Source organism: Pseudomonas sp. DR48 (assembly GCF_019823085.1).
Classification (GTDB): Bacteria; Pseudomonadota; Gammaproteobacteria; order Pseudomonadales; family Pseudomonadaceae; genus Aquipseudomonas.
In genome coordinates this window covers 4,486,284-4,504,843 of sequence record NZ_CP081946.1, presented here as the reverse complement: position 1 = coordinate 4,504,843, position 18,560 = coordinate 4,486,284, and the positions used below count along the sequence as shown (strand labels likewise).

16 protein-coding genes are annotated in these 18,560 nt (G+C 58.5%); 7 read left to right on the top strand and 9 right to left on the bottom strand.

Annotated elements, in window-relative coordinates; genetic code table 11:
• Positions 1 to 131: 131 nt before the first annotated feature.
• Both K5K95_RS20445 and K5K95_RS20440 read right to left on the bottom strand, forming a co-directional pair.
• Positions 132 to 2,345, bottom strand: a complete 2,214-nt coding sequence (locus K5K95_RS20445; RefSeq protein WP_222585803.1) for a putative bifunctional diguanylate cyclase/phosphodiesterase — start codon at positions 2,343 to 2,345, stop codon at positions 132 to 134.
• Positions 2,346 to 2,642: 297 nt separating this feature from the next.
• Positions 2,643 to 3,566, bottom strand: a complete 924-nt coding sequence (locus K5K95_RS20440) for a LysR family transcriptional regulator (protein ID WP_222585802.1) — start codon at positions 3,564 to 3,566, stop codon at positions 2,643 to 2,645.
• 203 nt (positions 3,567 to 3,769) lie between these two features.
• Here K5K95_RS20440 and K5K95_RS20435 point away from each other — a divergent pair, with 203 nt between their 5' ends.
• Together K5K95_RS20435 and K5K95_RS20430 are read left to right on the top strand one after the other, a co-directional pair.
• Positions 3,770 to 4,609 (top strand): pirin family protein, encoded by an 840-nt coding sequence (locus tag K5K95_RS20435; protein WP_222585801.1) that lies wholly within the window; start codon positions 3,770 to 3,772, stop codon positions 4,607 to 4,609.
• Positions 4,610 to 4,683: 74 nt separating this feature from the next.
• A complete protein-coding gene (locus K5K95_RS20430) occupies positions 4,684 to 5,760 on the top strand; it encodes an alkene reductase (RefSeq protein WP_222585800.1) in 1,077 nt (358 codons plus the stop codon).
• 25 nt (positions 5,761 to 5,785) lie between these two features.
• On the opposite strand, the gene K5K95_RS20425 is transcribed toward K5K95_RS20430, so the two are convergent.
• Complete coding sequence (locus tag K5K95_RS20425; RefSeq protein ID WP_222585799.1) at positions 5,786 to 6,649, bottom strand: aldo/keto reductase family oxidoreductase; 864 nt, start codon at positions 6,647 to 6,649, stop codon at positions 5,786 to 5,788.
• A 100-nt stretch (positions 6,650 to 6,749) separates the two neighbouring features.
• Here K5K95_RS20425 and K5K95_RS20420 point away from each other — a divergent pair, with 100 nt between their 5' ends.
• Positions 6,750 to 7,652: a LysR family transcriptional regulator gene (locus K5K95_RS20420; RefSeq protein WP_222585798.1), complete on the top strand. Its 903-nt coding sequence runs from the start codon at positions 6,750 to 6,752 to the stop codon at positions 7,650 to 7,652.
• Between the two features lie 40 nt (positions 7,653 to 7,692).
• On the opposite strand, the gene K5K95_RS20415 is transcribed toward K5K95_RS20420, so the two are convergent.
• From K5K95_RS20415 to K5K95_RS20395, 5 genes are all read right to left on the bottom strand, one after another.
• Complete coding sequence (locus K5K95_RS20415) at positions 7,693 to 8,592, bottom strand: LysR family transcriptional regulator (protein WP_222585797.1); 900 nt, start codon at positions 8,590 to 8,592, stop codon at positions 7,693 to 7,695.
• A 75-nt stretch (positions 8,593 to 8,667) separates the two neighbouring features.
• Positions 8,668 to 9,801, bottom strand: a complete 1,134-nt coding sequence (locus K5K95_RS20410) for an FAD binding domain-containing protein (RefSeq protein WP_261398022.1) — start codon at positions 9,799 to 9,801, stop codon at positions 8,668 to 8,670.
• Positions 9,802 to 9,879: 78 nt separating this feature from the next.
• The gene (locus K5K95_RS20405) at positions 9,880 to 10,992 is read right to left on the bottom strand and encodes an alkene reductase (RefSeq protein WP_222585795.1); all 1,113 of its coding nucleotides are present in this window, start codon (positions 10,990 to 10,992) and stop codon (positions 9,880 to 9,882) included.
• A 37-nt stretch (positions 10,993 to 11,029) separates the two neighbouring features.
• Positions 11,030 to 11,674, bottom strand: a complete 645-nt coding sequence (locus tag K5K95_RS20400) for a DsbA family oxidoreductase (RefSeq protein ID WP_222585794.1) — start codon at positions 11,672 to 11,674, stop codon at positions 11,030 to 11,032.
• 111 nt (positions 11,675 to 11,785) lie between these two features.
• Positions 11,786 to 12,703, bottom strand: a complete 918-nt coding sequence (locus tag K5K95_RS20395; RefSeq protein ID WP_222585793.1) for a LysR family transcriptional regulator — start codon at positions 12,701 to 12,703, stop codon at positions 11,786 to 11,788.
• A 244-nt stretch (positions 12,704 to 12,947) separates the two neighbouring features.
• Here K5K95_RS20395 and K5K95_RS20390 point away from each other — a divergent pair, with 244 nt between their 5' ends.
• The 3 genes from K5K95_RS20390 to K5K95_RS20380 are packed head-to-tail and all read left to right on the top strand — an operon-like array spanning position 12,948 to position 16,935.
• Positions 12,948 to 14,222: a c-type cytochrome gene (locus tag K5K95_RS20390; RefSeq protein ID WP_222585792.1), complete on the top strand. Its 1,275-nt coding sequence runs from the start codon at positions 12,948 to 12,950 to the stop codon at positions 14,220 to 14,222.
• Between the two features lie 50 nt (positions 14,223 to 14,272).
• Positions 14,273 to 14,683, top strand: a complete 411-nt coding sequence (locus K5K95_RS20385) for a (2Fe-2S)-binding protein (RefSeq protein ID WP_261398185.1) — start codon at positions 14,273 to 14,275, stop codon at positions 14,681 to 14,683.
• Entirely contained in the window at positions 14,680 to 16,935 is a 2,256-nt protein-coding gene (locus tag K5K95_RS20380) for a xanthine dehydrogenase family protein molybdopterin-binding subunit (RefSeq protein ID WP_222585790.1), read from the top strand. The genes K5K95_RS20385 and K5K95_RS20380 overlap by 4 nt, the downstream gene beginning before the upstream one ends.
• Here K5K95_RS20380 and K5K95_RS20375 read toward each other — a convergent pair.
• Complete coding sequence (locus tag K5K95_RS20375; RefSeq protein WP_222585789.1) at positions 16,930 to 17,829, bottom strand: SDR family NAD(P)-dependent oxidoreductase; 900 nt, start codon at positions 17,827 to 17,829, stop codon at positions 16,930 to 16,932. The genes K5K95_RS20380 and K5K95_RS20375 overlap by 6 nt on opposite strands.
• A gap of 123 nt (positions 17,830 to 17,952) precedes the next feature.
• Here K5K95_RS20375 and K5K95_RS20370 point away from each other — a divergent pair, with 123 nt between their 5' ends.
• Positions 17,953 to 18,426 (top strand): MarR family winged helix-turn-helix transcriptional regulator, encoded by a 474-nt coding sequence (locus tag K5K95_RS20370; protein WP_222585788.1) that lies wholly within the window; start codon positions 17,953 to 17,955, stop codon positions 18,424 to 18,426.
• Positions 18,427 to 18,560 lie beyond the last annotated feature (134 nt).

Here is an 18,560-nt window from a genome sequence, read left to right as displayed (position 1 = left end):
TAGCGTTAGAGCCGAGTGTGTGAGAAAGGCGCGGGGAGCGCCTTGCCTGGGGAGATGGAGTTCTGCGCGGGAGTCTGAAAATTTGCCTTTGCGTCTGATTTTTCAGGTCTGGGCCCCGGCAGAACCGCCGGTCAGTGATGGGATGCAGGTTGGCTCAGGAAAGCTTCGATTTCTGCATAGGGCACCGGTTTGGCAAAGTAATACCCCTGAAAAATATCGCAGTGACTGCTCTTCAGGAAATTCACTTGGGAAGCCGTTTCCACGCCTTCGGCGACCACCGTCAGGCTGAGGTGATGAGCCATTGAAATAATGCCTTGAGTGATCGCAGCATCGTGATTGCCAGCGACGATTTCCTGGATGAACGAGCGGTCAATCTTGATCTTGTCGATGGGCAAACGCTTGAGGTAGCTGAGGCTGGAAAAACCGGTGCCGAAATCATCAAGCGCAATGCGCACCCCCAACGCCTTGAGCCGGTGCAAGGTTTCAATCGCCTGCTCAGCGTTGTTCAACATCAGCGACTCGGTGATTTCCAGCTCTAACTGCTCACCACGCAGACCATGTTTCTCCAGGGCGGCCTGGACGCACTGGACGAAATTGCCACGCTGAAAATGCATCGGCGAAATATTCACGGCCATCGAGATGCCGGTGATGCCTTGATCACCTAGCTGACGCAGCTGCGCGCAGGCCGTATCGAGTACCCAAAGGCTCAACGGAATGATCTGACCACTGTCCTCTGCCACCGGTACAAACACCGCTGGCGAGATAAATCCTTTTTCCGGATGCTCCCAGCGCAGCAACGCTTCGATCCCGACCACCCCTAACGTTCGCGCGTCTATCTGCGGTTGATAATGCAACCTGAGCGACTGGGTTTCGATGGCCTTCTGCAGGTCATTGCGCAGGCTCGCGTGCTCGCAAACGCGCTGATTGAGATCGCTGGTGTACCACTGAAAGTTGTTGCGCCCTTGCTGCTTGGCTTTGTACATGGCCATGTCAGCCTGCTGGATCAGCTGCATCGGCTGCTCGATGTCACCGTCGCTCAGGGTGATGCCGATACTTGCACTCACGTGCAGGTCAATGCCCTGGATGCAGTAGGGTTTGGCAATGCTGGCCATCAAGCGCTCGGCCACCGGAACAACGTCCTCATCACAAAGCAGGTCCGGCAGCAGAACGATAAATTCGTCACCGCCCATGCGCACGATGGTATCGCCGGGACGAACCTGCTGGGTCATACGCTGCGCGACTTCAATCAGCACTTGATCGCCGAAGTAGTGTCCGATCGAATCGTTGATGGATTTGAATCCATCCAGATCAATGCAAATCACCGCCAGGCGACGCTTGCGCCGACGAGTGATGTGACAATCCAGCATAAGCCGGTCTTCAAGAGAGACACGGTTAAGCAAACCAGTCAGACGATCATGGCTGGCGTTGAAGCTCAATTGACGCTCGTAATGCTTCTGCTCGCTGATGTCCCGGGCAATGCCAAATACCCCGACGATCTCTCCGTTGACCATGATCGGCAGGTTGGAGATGTCCATGGTCAGCAGTTTTTCACTCTCGTCGAAAACCCGTGCCTCGAAGCGCTGCGGCGCCCCGGCGCGGGCTGCGGAAAAATGCTGACTGACCCGTTGCAGGTCCTCTTCGAGCACCAGATGAGAAAAGTGATGACCAATGAAATCGGCAGCGGTATGAGGTTTTAGCTTCAGGCCTGCCGGATTCACACTCTGGATGTTGCCCGCCAGATCGAGGGCGAACACCGGGTTGGGGTTGTAAGTGAACAATGAGCGAAATTGTTGTTCGCTTTTCTCCAGACGTTGGCCGTCACGCTCATGGCGGATCGCAATGACTGCCAGCTGGGCTGCGCAGGCCAGCCGTTGAATCTGCGTCTCGTCCGGCGCATGGGCGCGGCTCTGGTACAGGGCAAATGTACCCAACACGCTTCCTTGATGGGAGAGCAAAGGCAACGACCAGCAGGAACGCAGGTTATGCCCCAGCGCCAGATCGCGAAAACGCTCCCAGTTGGGGTCCCGGGCGATGTCTTCGGTGACCACCAGCTCGCGCCGGAACGCCGCGGTGCCACAGGTTCCTTCGTGTGGACCAATGACCATTCCATGAATCGCCTCGCTGTATTCGACCGGCAGACTGGGCGCCGCGCCGCTCAGCAAGCGTTTGCCCTCGGCATCAGTGAGCAGGATCGAGCAGAAGGTTTCCGGGGTTTGATCATCAAGCATCAGGCAGATGGCGCTGAGTATTTCGCCTAGATGATGATCGGTCGCGATCATACCGAGAATGTCACGTTGAGACTCGGGGAGCGTCTTGCTGTGAAAGCCCGTGTGACGAGTATTCATGGTGGTTCCTGAAGACTCTCAAGGTCGTCCGGTCTTCAGAGAGCCTGGAATAGTGGGAGGCCGATCACTGTCCACTAGTGCGTCGGTCGCGCACTGTATAGAGCACCGACCAGCGAAAAAAAGGCTCAGATCCAATATAAAAAACAGTATCAGATTGCCTGCGTTCGGCTGATTTTCTGGCCGCAGGCAGGCTTTCGGGAAAGGACAGATCAGTTGCACCCGGCGCGCAAACTCAAGTGCGTCGGGTTGCGTTGAATGGCAACGAAATCAGGCGTCCTGCAGAATCAGATCGGCGCCCTACTGCTCAGGTAAAATCCTTGCCGGGAATGCTTGCGCTTTTAGCTTCTCCATCACCAGTTCTATAAAGGCTGATACCGCCAACGGCAAATGTTGCCGACTGGGATAAAGCACATGCAGGCCGTATCCAGTGCGATGGTATTGCGGTAGCACAGGCACAAGGCGGCCAGCCTGAAGATCGGCATTAACTAGCGTGGGCGGCAGCAACGCAATGCCCAAGCCAGCCACCGCGGCCTTACGCAAGGCCTGAGCCGTGTTGCCATTGAAACGGCTGGTAATCTGCACGTCTTGCTCAACACCGTTTGGCCCTTTAAGACGCCATGTGGTGACGCAGCTAGGATGAGCGAAACTTACACAGTCGTGATTGACAAGATCCTCTAGCGTAGCGGGCACACCTCGGTTGCTGAGGTACTTGGGGCTGGCGACCAAACCTTCATTGCCTGCTCCAATGAGTTGGCGACCGACGTATCCAGAATCGCGCAAAGTGCCCCCTCGAAACGCGATGTCGATCCGGTCAGCGATCAAATCGGCGTGTGCATCACTGAGCACGAAGTCAAGCTGAACCCGTGGATGCAAGGCTAGAAAATCGGCCACCCATTCCATAGGGAAGAAGTCGAAGAAATCAGCCATCGCCGCAATGCGCACGATGCCACTCGGCTCCTGGTTGCCGGTCATTAATTGCTGCCCGGCATCGATCAGGCCTTCTACCGCGCCCGAGCATCGGTCATGAAAAACCTGACCTGAATGGGTAAGGGTGAGCTTGCGCGTGGAACGCTGCAGCAGCCGTGTGCCGAGCTGAGCCTCGAGTTGTTGAACGCGCCTGCTCAACGTGTTGGACGGCATTCCAAGCTGGCGCGCCGCTTCGGCAAAGCTGCCGTTGCGCACCACGTGTACAAACAAGGCGACGTCGTTCAGGTCAAGCATGTTAGCGCCACTACTTCGTTAAATGGATTAGTTCACTCCAATTATGCCATCTAATAAAGCAATTAGAAGACGCATATCCTTCAGGCATCACTGAAGCCAGCCCTCAGTCTGCTCGAACGATTACCCGCATCTGGCCCTGCCAAAGCGCTGCTCGATGGCATTGTCTGGAGGGCTCAGGCGCTCAAAACCACGGGAGAAAACATATGACCGCGACCGTCGCTGTTCTGCAACGCGCCATTGTCCATCGCACCAAAGGCAGTACTCATGGCCCTATAACGCGGCTCATGAGCCCGGGCGATCTGGGCGAGCTTTTAAAGCCTTTCATTTTTCTTGATATTTTCAGTTTGAACGCCAGTCGCGGTAAGTCCAGTTTCGGCATGCACCCACACTCAGGGATCGCGACGGTTACCTTCATGACCAAAGGTGAGGTCGCCTATGAAGACAGCACTGGCGCGACAGGTGTGTTGCTTGCCGGTGGTGTTGAGTGGATGCGCGCCGGCAACGGGGTTTGGCACGACGCTACGCTAGCCAACGAGTCCTCGATGCAGGGATTCCAGCTCTGGGTGGCACTACCGCCGTCGTTGGAAAACGCCCCCGCACTGAGTGTCTATCTTGCGCCCTCCCAAGTTCCGCAAGCAGGCCCGGCGCGTGTGCTCCTGGGCCGCTACGGTCATGCGCAGAGCCTGATTGAAACGCCGAGTGACATGAACTATCTCGCCGTGAATTTGAAAGACGGCGAACGCTGGCGGTATACCCCGCCGTCCGGACACACCGTGGCCTGGCTCGCGGTTAATGCAGGACGGCTGGACACCGGGAGCCTGATCAACACCGGCGAACTCGCCGTGTTCGAGGAGTCCGAGCAAGCCGTCGACTTCGTGGCACTAGGCGAATGCTCATTCGTGCTGGGCTCAGCGGTGAAGCATCCGCACGAACTGGTGATGGGTCACTACTCGGTGCACACAAGCAAGGTGGCTCTGGCGCAGGGCGAAACTGAAATACAGCGGATTGGCGCGCGCCTGCGACAGCAAGGACGACTTGACTAGGGCTCCCTCAACACTTCGCAAAGATCGTTACGACGATCACGACTCATGCAATCCAAAACCTACTGAGAAACATCATGACCACGAGCAATCTCGACCTGCTTTTGTCCCCTGCACAAACTGGCTCCCTCCCTCTGAAAAACCACATGGTCATGGCGCCTTTGACGCGAAGCCGCGCCGGTGAAGGTGATGCTCCGACGCCCACCGTGGTTGAGTATTACCGGCAACGTGCCGGTGCCGGCCTCATCATCACCGAGGGTTCTCAGGTTTCGGCACAAGGCAAAGGCTATATGAGAACGCCGGGCATTTTCACCTCCGAACAAATCGCAGGCTGGAGACAAGTCACCGACGCTGTTCATGCAGAAGATGGACGGATATTCCTGCAACTCTGGCATGTCGGACGGCTCTCACATCCATTGGTGCAGATCAACGGCACCCAGCCAGTAGCACCTTCAGCGATCAAGGCTGATGGCGAGATTTACACGTCTGAGGGACTCAAGTCTTACGAAATCCCACGGGCTCTGGATCTCGGTGAGATTCCCGATGTGGTCGCTGATTTTCGCCTGGCTGCTGAAAACGCGAAACGTGCAGGATTCGACGGTGTTGAGATCCACGGAGCAAACGGTTATCTGATCGACCAGTTCCTGCGCGATGGCACCAATACCCGAACCGATGCCTATGGTGGCGCTGTAGAACATCGCGCCCGGTTTCTCAAGGAGGTCGTCGAGTCGGTCATCGAGGTCTTCGGGGCCAGCCGCGTAGGTGTTCGCCTGTCGCCGATCTTCAATTATTTCTCCATGAGCGACAGCAATCCCCAAGCGACTTTCAACTACGCAGCGAAGATGCTCAGTCGCTATGGGTTGGCCTACCTTCATGTGGTGGAACTCGGTGCAGGGTCATTCGATTTCAGGGAACTGAAGCGTTGTTTCGGCGGCACCTATATCGCCAATGGGGGCTATGACGCTGAGCGCGCTGAAACGGCGCTCAGCTCAGGCGATGCGGATCTCGTGTCGTTTGGCACCGCGTTCCTGGCCAACCCGGATTTGGTCGAGCGATTCAAACACGGCAAGGCCCTGAACGAAGCCGACCCAACGACGTTCTACCAAGGTGAAGAGCGCGGTTATACGGACTATCCGACCCTGGCGGAACTCTGACAAACACGCTGAACTCGCCGCTCCTTTATCCCAGCACCTCCAACTCGGCCAGCACCTGCGGCGCAATGACCAACTCGCTCGCGGTGAGGTTTTCCCGCAGGTGGGCCACCGAAGACGTGCCCGGTATCAACAGGATATTGGGTGCACGTTGCAGCAGCCACGCCAGCGCCAAGCACAGAGGTGAAACGTCCATGCGTGTCGCTACGTTCGAGAGGACTTGCGACTGTAGAGGTGTGAAACCACCCAGAGGAAAGAACGGCACATAAGCAATGCCCTGCTGACTCAACTCGGAAATAAGCGTCTCGTCTTCACGGTGAGTCAGATTGTAGTGGTTCTGCACGCAGACAATGTCCGCGATCCCCTGCGCTTGCCTGACCTGCGATGCCGTGACATTGCTGACGCCCAAGTGGCGAATGAGGCCCTGGCGTTGTAATTCCGCAAGTGTGGTAAAGGCCTCCTCGATAGACCCTTCGACGGGCGACTGCTGGTTGCCCATAGCCCGAAGGTTCACCACATCCAGTACGTCGACACCAAGATTGCGCAGGTTGTCATGCACGGCCCGGGTCAATTCGGCGGGGCTCTGCGCCGGATTCCAAGAGCCATCAGCGCCGCGGAGTGCGCCGACCTTGGTCACGATCACCAGGTTTTCAGCATAAGGGTGTAAAGCTTCACGGATCAGTTGGTTGGTCACGTGAGGGCCGTAAAAATCGGCGGTATCAATGTGGTTTACACCCGATGCCAGCGCTTCACGCAGCACGGCAATGGCCGCTTTCGAGTCTTTGGGAGGCCCAAAAACGTGAGGTCCCGCCAATTGCATCGCACCATAGCCCATACGATTTACCGACCGGTCGCCCAATAAGTACGAACCTGCCTTGGCCACTTTGCTCATGTTGTCTACCTCTATCAGAGTATGTGTGGCGAACTATAGGCATTGACCACTTCACAGGTAATAGGGTGCAATCGGCACGGGTTGTACGGCTGAGAGAACAATGCAAACCAACATTCAAGACTTGCTCGCCTTTGTTGCCGTAGTGAATGCCGGAGGGTTTCGCGAAGGCGCCAGGACGAGTGGCAGATCCGCCTCAAGTCTGAGTGATGCCGTGCGCCGCCTGGAAGCGAGGCTAGGCGTACGGTTGCTCAACCGGACCACCCGCAGCGTGAGACCGACTGAGGCGGGCGCGAGATTGATGGAGCGCATCGTGCCCGCGTTGGGGGAAGTCGAATCTGCTCTTGATGTCGTCAACGACTTCCGCGGGCGCCCCTCCGGCACACTTAAGCTGAACGTGCCGGCAAGCGCCGCAAGGCTGGTGCTTCCGCCGATCATTACCCCCTTCCTGCAGACCTATCCCGACATTCGCCTGGAGGTCATGATCGAGGAGAGTTTTGTCGACATGCTTGCCGCGGGTTGTGACGCGGGTATCCGCTACGATGAACGCCTTGAGCAGGACATGATTGCGGTCCCCATCGGCCCACGATTCCAGCGTTTTGCCACGGCTGCATCGCCGGCTTACCTTGATGCCAGAGGTCGGCCGGAACACCCTCGGGATCTGTTGAAGCACGCCTGCCTGCGGGGCCGATTTCCCAGTGGCGCGATGCCGCTCTGGGAGTACGAACGTCATGGCGAAATCATTAACGTGGACCCGACCGGGCCGTTGATTGTCAGCTTGGGTGGCACTGTGGACCTGGCCGTTCAGGCTGCGATTGACGGGCTGGGGATTATCCAGCTGTTTGAGGACTGGCTTCAGCCCCATCTGGATAGCGGCGCACTGGAACCGGTGCTGGAACCCTGGTGGCAGAATTTTACCGGCCCGTTTCTCTATTACCCTGGCAGACGCTATCTGCCCTCGCCTCTTAGGGCATTTGTCGACTTTATCAATGCTCAGCGAACGTAGTACAGGTGCCGCGCGGTCTAGCCTGATGCACAGCACGTGCTCAAGGCGCGAGTATTTCCTGAAGAAACTCTATGAAAACATTGATGCGACTGGAGCCTCGGTGGTTGGGCAGATACAGCGCATTGATGCAGCTGCTTGCGCTGCCAGGGTTGACCTCGTATTGCTCCAACACCCGCGTCAACCGACCTGCACTGACGTCGTCACGCACCAGCCAATCGGCCAATAGCGTCACCCCGCCACCGGCCAAGGCGGCCTCGCGCAGAATGTCGGCGTTGTTGCTTTGCAGCCGTCCCTGCACATTCAAGCGGATGACGTCCTCATCGCCCTGGAATGTCCAGTTGTGGTGGCCCGTGCGGTAATCGAAACGCAAGCACTGGTGCTCCAGCAGGTCACGGGGGTGTCGGGGCAGACCGGTTCGCGTCAGGTATTCGGGACTTGCCACCACCCAACGCTGGAAATCCCCCAACCGCTTGCTGACGATGTCCTCACTGACGACCGATGAACCGAGACGCACCGATACGTCGATTTGTTCGCTGAGCAGGTCGCTGACTTCGTCGCTCAGCGAGAGGCTGATCTCCAGGCCGGGATGGCGCTCAAGCAACCGCCCCAGGTGCGGAGCGATGATACGTCGGCCGAATTCCACCGGGACGCTGACCCGCAAACGCCCTTGAGCTTCGCTGCCACGGTCGGCAACGACGGCATCGGCTTCGTCGATGGCCTCGAGGATCGCCACGGCTTTATCGAAATAGTGCTGCCCCGCCACCGTGACGCTCGTGTTGCGCGTGGTGCGGTTCAGCAGGCTGGCACCCAATTCACTTTCCAGCCCCGCGACCTGCCGCGTCACTGACGAAGTGGAGATGCCGAGCTTGCGCGCCGCCGATGAGTAACCTCCGCAGCGCACCGTTTCGACAAACATTTTCAGCGCCAGCAACTTGTCCATGAACGGATTCCGAGAGCGAAAGGTAAAGGTAGCGACTGTGCATGACCCGGCGATCGGAGTCTTGCATAGCTGTGCTCAATGGCCTGAATGATTAACGAGGCTTGCGATACCCATAATCCGATTGCCCATACTCACCCCCCAGTCGCCCATGCGATTGCCTTCTGCAAGTTGTTGTTTCTGCCAGACTAGCAGGGCTTTATCGATGTCGCCGACATCGTCGATTACCTGAGCCAGGGACAATGCGTTGCGAGCCGCCTTGGCCGTGCTTCCGGCGGTATGAGGGCGCGGCACAAAAGCGGCATCGCCGGTCAACAGCACACGGCCAAACACCATTTGCGGGACTTTGAGATCAAGGATCGCTTGCACGAAAATATCCTTGGTCTGGCGAATCACTTCTCGAAAAGCCGGGTTCGCCTGCCGCTCACCCATTTCCCGAATGTATGCATCCTGCCCAGGGGCCAAAGCTCCGGGTGGAATGGAGTGACTGCGTCGATGGCCATTACTGTCAGTGAGCACAGCGTCCAGTTCCGGCCCTTGCGCAGCTTTCAAGTACCACAGCCAATTGAACCGACGTTCGCCAGGATTAACGGAGCCATTCACGCCCGGCACCATGTATTCCAGCATCAACGATTCAGGGTCCTGTTGAAAAACAAAGTCCTCGTAAATCTGCGTTTTGGCGAAGTCTGGAAGTTGCTCTTCATCGACAAGCCCACGCCACACCACATACCCCGAATAGGCAGGTGCGACTCCAGGCAACACCACGCTTCGCACGGTTGAACCGGCGCCATCAGCGCCAATCAGCAGGTCGGCCTCGGCAGTGCTGCCATCGGCAAAAATCGCAGTCACTCGGTGCTCATTCTGAGTCAGATCCACCAGCGTCTTGCCACGGTGATAATGCTCAGCAGGAAATGCAGAAAATAATGAGCTGTACAGTGTGTTCCAGGACGTCTGGGTTTGCGGCATCAGTTCTTTATGCACCACGGTACCGGCTCGATCCAGATAGAGACGATCATGGGACCGCACGCCGAGCGCACCTGCCGGATGAATGTCCGCATAACGAAAATGCTGCAGGACATCCGCTTGCAGAACGATGCCTCCGCCACGGCTATCCATCGCCGCCGGGGATCGCTCGTAAATATCGACCTGCCAACCAATCGCGCGTAACGCCGTGGCGGCGAACAGCCCTCCCAGGGAACCACCGATGACCAAGGCCTTCGGAACGCCTGAACTCTTCATTACCTTTCTCCTCGTTGCGTGGTGATCCCCAAGCTCGGGTTTACCGTTGCGTTATGCCAACACCGGATAGTCGATGTAGCCCTTGGCGTCGCCGCCAAAAAAGCTGTTGCCGTCCGCCATGTTGAGTTCGTTGCGACCGCGCAAACGAGCCGGCAAGTCAGGGTTGGCAATGAACGGGCGACCAAAAGCGATGAGATCAGCACGCCCCTGTGCGATGGCCTGTTCCGCCGTTTCGCCGGAATAACCACCCGCCAGCATCAGAACACCGTGGAAGTCACTACGCAGTTGCTTGATGATCGCGTCCCAGCGCGGATCATTGCTTTCGTCGAGCACTGTGCCGACCATCATTGGTTCGACCAGGTGCAGATAAGCGAGATTCCAGTGATTGAGCCTTGACGCAATGTAGCCGAAGGTTTGTTCCGGGGTGTCATCGCCCATTCCCATGAAACGCCCCATCGGTGTCAGGCGAACAGCAACGCGTTCGGCACCTACTTCCGCGGTCACGGCTTCCACGACTTCAAGCAGCAGCCGCGCACGGTTTTCGATACTTCCACCGTAGCGATCACTGCGCTGATTGCTGGCGCTGTTGATGAATTGGTCGAGCAGGTAGCCATTGCCCGCGTGAATTTCCACTCCGTCCATACCGGCCAGAATCGCGTTGCGAGCAGCCTTGCGGAAGTCGGCAACAATCGCCTCGATGCCTGGAATGTCGAGTTCCTGAGGCACAGGTACGTCACCCCAGACGCCCTCGCCTTGTTCATTGAGGATGAAGGTCTTGCCCGGCACCGGCTGCGCGGTCGGCGCCACCGGCAAGCCGCCGTTGGGCTGGAACACCGGGTGCGACACGCGCCCCACATGCCAGAGCTGCAGGAAAATGCGTCCGCCTTCTGCGTGCACGGCCTCGCTGACAGCCTTCCAGCCCTGAACTTGCTCGTCGCTATGGATGCCGGGCGTCCAGGCGTAACCCTGGCCCTGCTGCGAAATCTGTGTGGCCTCGGTAATGATCAATGCGGCACTGGCACGCTGACGGTAGTACTCGACGTTCATCGGTGTCGGTACGTTGCCCGGTTGCCCTGCCCGCGAGCGAGTCAGAGGCGCCATGGCGACGCGGTGATTGAGGGTGAGTTGACCGAGTTTGATCGGGCTGAACAAATGATGAGTCATGATGATTTCCTGAATGGATAGGGATTGAACAAACGCCTTAGGCGGCTTCGCTTCGTTTCAGTATCTGGATCATTATTTCGATGGGCTGGGCGCCACTGATCACGTCATCTGCGATCTGGATACTCGGTACCGAGCGCACACCGGACGCCTTGGTTTGGGCTTCGAGCTTCAAGACTTCAGCCGTGCCTTCATCGGCCTTGAGAAAGTCGACAATGGCCACTCGGTCCTGCCCGTTTTCGGCAGCGATGTCGGCCAGTACCGTGAGGTCGCCGATATCCCGTCCCTCGCCGAAGTACGCCTTGAAAATGGCCTTGACCAGCGGCGATGCGTCTCGACCCGCCTGTTGCTCGCGCCATACCAACCGATGCGCGGCCAGGGTGTTGGGCGTTTTTTCGACTCGCTCGTAATCGAACTCAAGGCCGACCGCCTTACCGGCGTGGGTGACCTGTGCGTCCATGGCCTGGCTACGTGCCCAGCTGCCGAATTTGCCAGAGCGATAGGCTTTGCGATCCATGCCTCGAACGGGCATGTCCGGGTTCAACTGATAAGGCAGGAAGCTGATTGGGCGGTCCGTTGATAAACCCGAAGCGGCAAGCGCGCGTTCGAGATTTTCCTCACCGATCCAGCACCATGGGCAGATGAAGTCGTAAGTCACTTGAATTGTGGATGAGTGCAAATTCATGACGGTCTCCGTGGTTGAGTGTTTCACCCCCCCAAGGTAGGCGCCGGAGCGCCGTCAGAGAATCCGTCAGTTGCACAACGTAGCGTTTCGCAAAACGCAACGATGAGCCGATTACGCCTTCGGTTGGCTTTGCAACTGGAGTAATTCGCTGACGAACTCAATGAACGCATTGATCCGTTTCGAGCCACGGTGATTGGGCAGGTACAAGGCCGAGATCGCCGAACTTGCGCTGTTCGGATTGACGACAAAAGCGTCGAACAAGGGCGTGAGCAGACCACCGTCGATGTCGTCCTTGACCAGCCAATCGGGTAACAGCGCCACCCCGCACCCGGCCAGCACCACTTCGCGCAGGACCTCGTCATTGTTGCTCTTGAATTGCCCGTCGACGGGCACGCGCACCTCTTGGCCCTGCTCTGTAAATGTCCAGAACTGCTGCGACGCGCCATCGTTGAAGCACATGCACTCGTGTTGCATGAGGTCCATGGGCCGGCCGGGAAATCCTCGAGCTTCCAGGTATTCGGCGCTGGCGACTACTCGGCGTCGGACGCTGCCGATGCAGCGGCTGACCAGGGTTTCCATCGCCGCTGGCGACCCCATCCGGATCGACAGATCGATGCGTTCACCGAGCAAATCGACGATGTCGTCTGACAGCGTCATATCCAGCGCGAGCAGTGGATAGCGCGCTAAAAGCGCGCCGATGTGAGGGGCAATGAGACGGTGACCCAACGCCACGGGCACTGAGATACGCAACTGTCCAGCGGGCACGTCACCGCGGTCCGAAACTGACTCGTCCGCGTCAGCCATGGCGCTCAGAATATCCAGGCTTTTCAGGTAGTACACACCACCGGCATCCGTCAACGTGACTTGCCGGGTAGAGCGATTCAACAGCACGGCACCCAGGTCGCCCTCGAGCCTGTCGATCATTCTGGTCACTGAAGAGGGTGCCAGATTGAGTTGCCTGGCGGCAGATGCAAAGCCCTTGGAATCTACCGACTGGATGAACATTTTCAGTGCGAGCAGCTTGTCCATGAAACCCCTTCAGTGGCATCGATACGATCCTTGAAGGTCTATCTTTGAGCATGGGCGCACGCTACGCGAGTTAACGGTTGTTAATTCTGCCGCTGTTGCGCGTGGCGCAATGTAGCGTTGCGCCTTGATGGGGTACTCCATCACAACCGCCCTCTCTAAGCTCATGCCATGGAAAATCGCCGTACGCCAATCGCACGCGGCGGATTGAAAAATCTGTCGTTAATGCAGCTCGAGAGGTAAGGCGATGAAGCGCAAAACGATCATCGGTGCCGTTCTGGCGATCGGCGTCGTGGGGTTAGGGTTTGCGTTCTGGATGATGTGGAGGCCGGAAATTGCCACGGTCAGCCAGCCCCAGAATGCTGATCGCGAGACACTGGACAGAGGCCGCCGCGTCGTCGAAGCGGGAGACTGTGCGGTCTGCCACACAAGGCCAGGAGGCGCCTACATGGCCGGCGGTTTGCCGCTGGTAACGCCTTTCGGAACCCTCTTCACCACCAACATCACCCCGGATCCGGAATCCGGTATCGGAAAGTGGTCGCTGGACGCCTTTGAACGGGCCATGCGTGAAGGTATCGCGCGTGACGGCCATTTCCTTTATCCGGCGTTCCCCTACGTGCATTACCGGAAGATGAGCGATGCCGATATTGCCGACGCCTATGCCTACCTGATGAGCGTGGACCCGATCAAATACACCGCGCCGCAAAACCATATGGTCTTCCCCATGAACTTCCGTCCGCTAGTGTCCTTCTGGAACTTGCTGTTCCTGCATGGAGATCCGCTGGAGCCACTTCCCAACCGCTCAGCACAATGGAACCGCGGACGCTATCTGGTCGAGGGAGCAGGACACTGTTCGTCCTGCCATTCGCCCCTGAATCTGATTGGCGGGGAGAAAGGCAGCGAACTGTTCAACGGTGGTGTCGTCGACGGCTGGACAGCCCCCGCCCTGCGCGGAATGACCGAGGCACAACACCCCTGGAATGAAGCCCAGTTGGTCGCCTATCTGACGGGCGAGGTCGCCGAAGGACACGGCGCAGCGGCGGGCCCGATGTTGCCGGTCAGTCTGAGCATCGCGCAATTGCCGACGGAAGACGCCCATGCCATTGCGCAGTACATTCTTGACCTCAAGAAAACTTCATCGGATGCCCCATCGCCGCCCTGCACTTCCGGGGTCAAGCCCAGCGACAAGGCGCTTCTGGGTGCCTCGTTGTTCGAAGGTGCCTGCGCAAGTTGCCACAGTAAAGCGGCACCGATGCGCGTCATTGAATCGCGGCCGGCGCTGGCAAATACCTCGGCGGTGATGGCGGACTCGCCACGCAATTTGATCCAGACCATCCTGCAAGGGATCCCGATGTCCAGCACCGCTTCCAGCCACTACATGCCAGCCTTCGCCCATAACCTGGACGACACCGATGTGGCTGCACTTGCCGAGTACTTGCGCAATGAGAGCTGCGCAAACCGCCCCTGGACGGATCTCGACAAGACCATCAAAAGCATTCGGGCTCAGGAGCAGCAACCGTGATCACACTCGACATCAACGGCAAGACTCACGAACTGGACATCGCGGACGACATGCCCCTGCTGTATGCCTTGCGCAACCAGGTGGGGCTCAATGGCGCCAAATACGGCTGCGGTCTGGGTCAGTGCGGCGCCTGCACCGTGTTAGTGAACGACAAACCGGTGTTTTCCTGCCTGACGCCGTGCGGCGCGCTGGCGGGCAAATCGGTGCGCACCGTAGAAAGCCTGGGCAGCGCCGACCAACCGGGGCCGTTGCAAAAAGCCTTTATCGACGAACAAGCGGCCCAGTGTGGTTATTGCATCGCGGGAATGATCGTACGGGCACAGGCGCTGCTGGAGGCCAACCCTCATCCAGACGATGAAACAATCCGCCGCCACATGGCACCCAACTTGTGCCGCTGCGGCACCCATGTGCGGATCCTCGCGGCAATCAAGTCGGTTGTCGCCCAGGGAGGCAAGGTATGAAAAACCCCACGCAAAACGTCGATCTGAGCCGCCGTGCCTTCGTGATAAACGGGGCATTGGTGATGGGCTTCGCGATGCTTCCGGGGATACCCCGCGCCTTCGCTGACACCGAAGTGGACACCCTGGGTACGACAATCCTGGCCCCTGATCTGCCCGGCAGTCTGCGGGCAACGCCCTATCTGGACGCCTGGATCCGCATTGATGCGAAAGATGGCATCACCGTCTACACCGGCAAAGTGGAGCTGGGCACCGGCGTCAAAACTGCGCTCCTGCAGATCGCTGCCGAACGCCTGGAAGTGCCGCCTGGACTCATCCGATTTCTCACTGCCGACACCGCACTGACACCCAATGAAGGTTACACCGCCGGCAGCCATACGATCGTCGACAGCGGCACCGCGCTGTTCAACGCCGCAGCCCAGGTGCGTCAGTTGTTACTCGAGTCTGCGGCGCGGCAATGGCAACGCCCCATCGACAGCCTGACCACGCGGGATGCGGTGATCTACGATGCACAAGGCCGCAGCATGACCTACGCGCAAGCCGTGGTAGGCGTTCAACTGCATCGTTTTGCATCGGCCAAATCACCCTTCAAGCCAGCTAGCAGTTTCACCCTGATCGGCAAATCGCTGCCTCGACTGGACATCCCGGCCAAGGTCAGCGGCGGTGCGGCCTATGTGCAGGACATGCGCCTGCCCGATATGCTGCATGCCCGTGTGATACGCCCTCTCCGGCGCGGCAGTCAGCTTCTGGACATTGACGAGGCCGCCCTGAAGAAACTCCCTGGCGGGGTGAAACTGATCCGCAACGGCAGCTACCTCGCCGTGGTCGCCACCGATGAATGGCTGGCGATCAAAGCGATGCGCGAAGGCTACGCCACGGCCCGCTGGACAGAAGGTAACCCGCTACCTGATTCGACACACATCCATCAACTCCTCACCGAATTGCCGGCGCGGCGCTACCCGGTGAGCGCCAAGGGTGACCTCCCGCAACCGGTGCCGCGCGCCTACAAGGCCCGGGTGACCAAGCAATACCTGATGCACGGCTCCATCGGGCCCTCCTGCGCAGTGGCCTGGTTCAAGGATGGAACACTGACCGTCTGGACCCATACGCAAGGTGTCTATCCATTGCGCGCGGGCATCGCCGAGATGGTCGGCCTGCCGGTGGCTCAGGTGCGTTGCATCCATGCCGAAGGCTCCGGTTGCTATGGCCACAACGGCGCCGATGACGCCGCCGCCGATGCCGCGCTGATCGCCATGGCCATTCCCGGCAAGCCGATACGGGTGCAATGGATGCGCGAACAGGAAAATCTCTGGGAGCCCTACAGCTCGGCCATGCTTGCCGAAGTGGAAGCGGGAGTGGACGACAGCGGGCGTCTTCGCGACTGGAAATACGAACTCTGGAGTACGCCGCACAACGAACGTATCGTCAATGCCGGGCGCCTGTTGCCGGCGTGGCTGTTGGCCAATCCCTTCACCCCGGCACCTTCGGTGCCGATCGCTCAGCCCGAAGGTGACGGCGACCGTAATGCCGTGCCGTTGTATGAGATACCCAACCTGAAGGTCGATATGAACTTTGTGCTGACCATGCCATTCAGGACCTCGGCCATGCGTTCGCTCGGTGCCCATATCAACATCTTCGCCATCGAGAGCACCGTCGATGAACTGGCAGCCCGGGCCGCCGTGGACCCGGTGCAATTCCGCCTGAATCACTTGAGCGATCCGCGAGCACGGGCGGTGGTCGAGCGCGTGGCCGCGGAGTTTCGCTGGCCGCAAAAAGCAACGGGACCCGGCAGCGGAATCGGCTTCGCCTTCGCCCGCTACAAAAACATCATGGGTTACTGCGCGATTGCCGTGCAGTTGCATGTGCAACGCCAGACCGGACAGGTGACGATTGATCGCGTAGTCGCCGCCGTCGACGTGGGGCAAATTGTCAGCCCCGACGGGCTGCTCAATCAGATCCAGGGCGGCATCGTGCAATCCGCCAGCTGGACGCTCTATGAACGAATCCTCTATGACGCCAGTGGCATGCACAGCTTCGACTGGAGCGGCTACCCGATCATGCGTTTTCCGGAGTTGCCGCAACAGGCCGAGGTCCACATGATTGATCAGCCGGATCAGCCATTTCTCGGTGCCGCGGAAATCGTCCAGGGCCCCATGGCTGCGGCGCTGGGTAACGCCATCAACGATGCCACGGGTAAGCGCTTGCTGGATCTGCCCTTGGCGCGACGTGGTTGGCAGGATGTACTCGGGTCATGATCGATCCGGGCGGTGTCGAGGTTCTGTCCTGTAATGCTTGGCGAGCAGGGCTGACGTCGCGGCCCAAAGGGCTTGGCAGGTGGCGGCGTTATCGGCTGGAGGCGTCGGCCGTATCGGCTCTGCGTCCTTCACCGAAAAGTAGCCACCCGATGCCGGCGAAACGTCTGAATCGGTAGCCAGGCGCACGATGATGTCCGCGCCACGTTGCGGATCACCGATGCGCAACCAGTTGAGAGCCCTTGTCAGCCACGCAGAGAATCCCAGTTCGCGACCAAGCCCCGTAACGTTGAAACCTGGGTCCAGACAATGCACCGCAACGCCGGTGTCTTGAAGCTGACGCGCCAGTTCCTGCGAAAACATGATGTCCATCAGTTTGGTTTTCGAATAACTCTTCGAAGAGCCGAGGCGCGTGAATGGAGCGGTGTCGAAGAGATCTCGCTCCAGATCGAGCCCGCCGCTGCGTCTCGACGCCTGCGAAGCGACAGTGATGATCCGCGAGGAAGACGAGCGAACCAGCGTATCGCGCAAGATGTTTGTCAGCAGCCATGGGGCGAGGTAGTTCACCGCGAGCATCTCGGCGTGGCCATCCACGGTGACACGCTGCTCAAATGCGTGAAGGCCTGCGTTGTTGATCAACACGTCAATGCGCTCGTATTGCGAAGCGAGTTCCAAGCCGAGCGCAGCAACGGAATCAAGGCTACTGAAATCCGCGTAATGAACGTCGACACGCGCATCAGGTGCAGCCGCGTGAATGCGCTCGCGGGTTGCAGCAGCCTTTGTCTCGTCACGCGCAGTCAGAACGAGATGGGCACCGCGCCTGGCCAACTCGATGGCAGCAAGCTGACCAATCCCACTGGTAGCACCTGTAAGTACGATGGTGGCGTTGATATTCATTGTGGTGTTTTCACTATCCGCGAGGGCACTTAATGGACTAATGTCCACTATAATCTCAAATGCATATTTGTCCATGAACGAACCGCCGACGTTCTTTCGCTGGCAGAAACGGGAACAGACAGAATGGAAACACCAGAAAAAAAACCGCTCACTCAGACTGCCCACAATCGAGAGCTCCTGGTTCTCGCGCTGGGCGAACAGTTCAGTGCACTGCTGAGTGCCTCGCGTGCCCTGACGGTCGCGACATCAACCGAATTTCACCCAGAGTTGCCACCGGCGGCGTTTCATATCGCGCAGTGGCTAAACGCGTTCGGGCCGGCGAAGGTAAGTTGTGTCGCCGAAGCTGTCGCGATGGATCGCAGCGCGACGAGCAGGTTGACGGCAAGGCTCATCCACCTGGGACTGGTGGAGGCGCAACCGGATCCTTCGGATGGTCGAGGCACCCTTTTGAATTTGAGCCATAAAGGCCGAACCAGAATCCGCCAAGCCATTGTTCACAAGGGCGACGTTTTTCGGCAGCGTATCGACGACTGGAACGATGAGGATCTTGAACAGCTGACGCACTTGCTGCGTCGATTCAATGGGCTATCAGCGTGAGGGAGTAAAAAAAGGCGGTGAAGGATCACTTGCACCGCCCTACCCCAATCAAGGGAAATGTTGCTCTTCTATAAAACATGCCGTTGGAAGAGAACGACATGTACACGCAACACTCGCTAAAGTGCTGCCTGTCA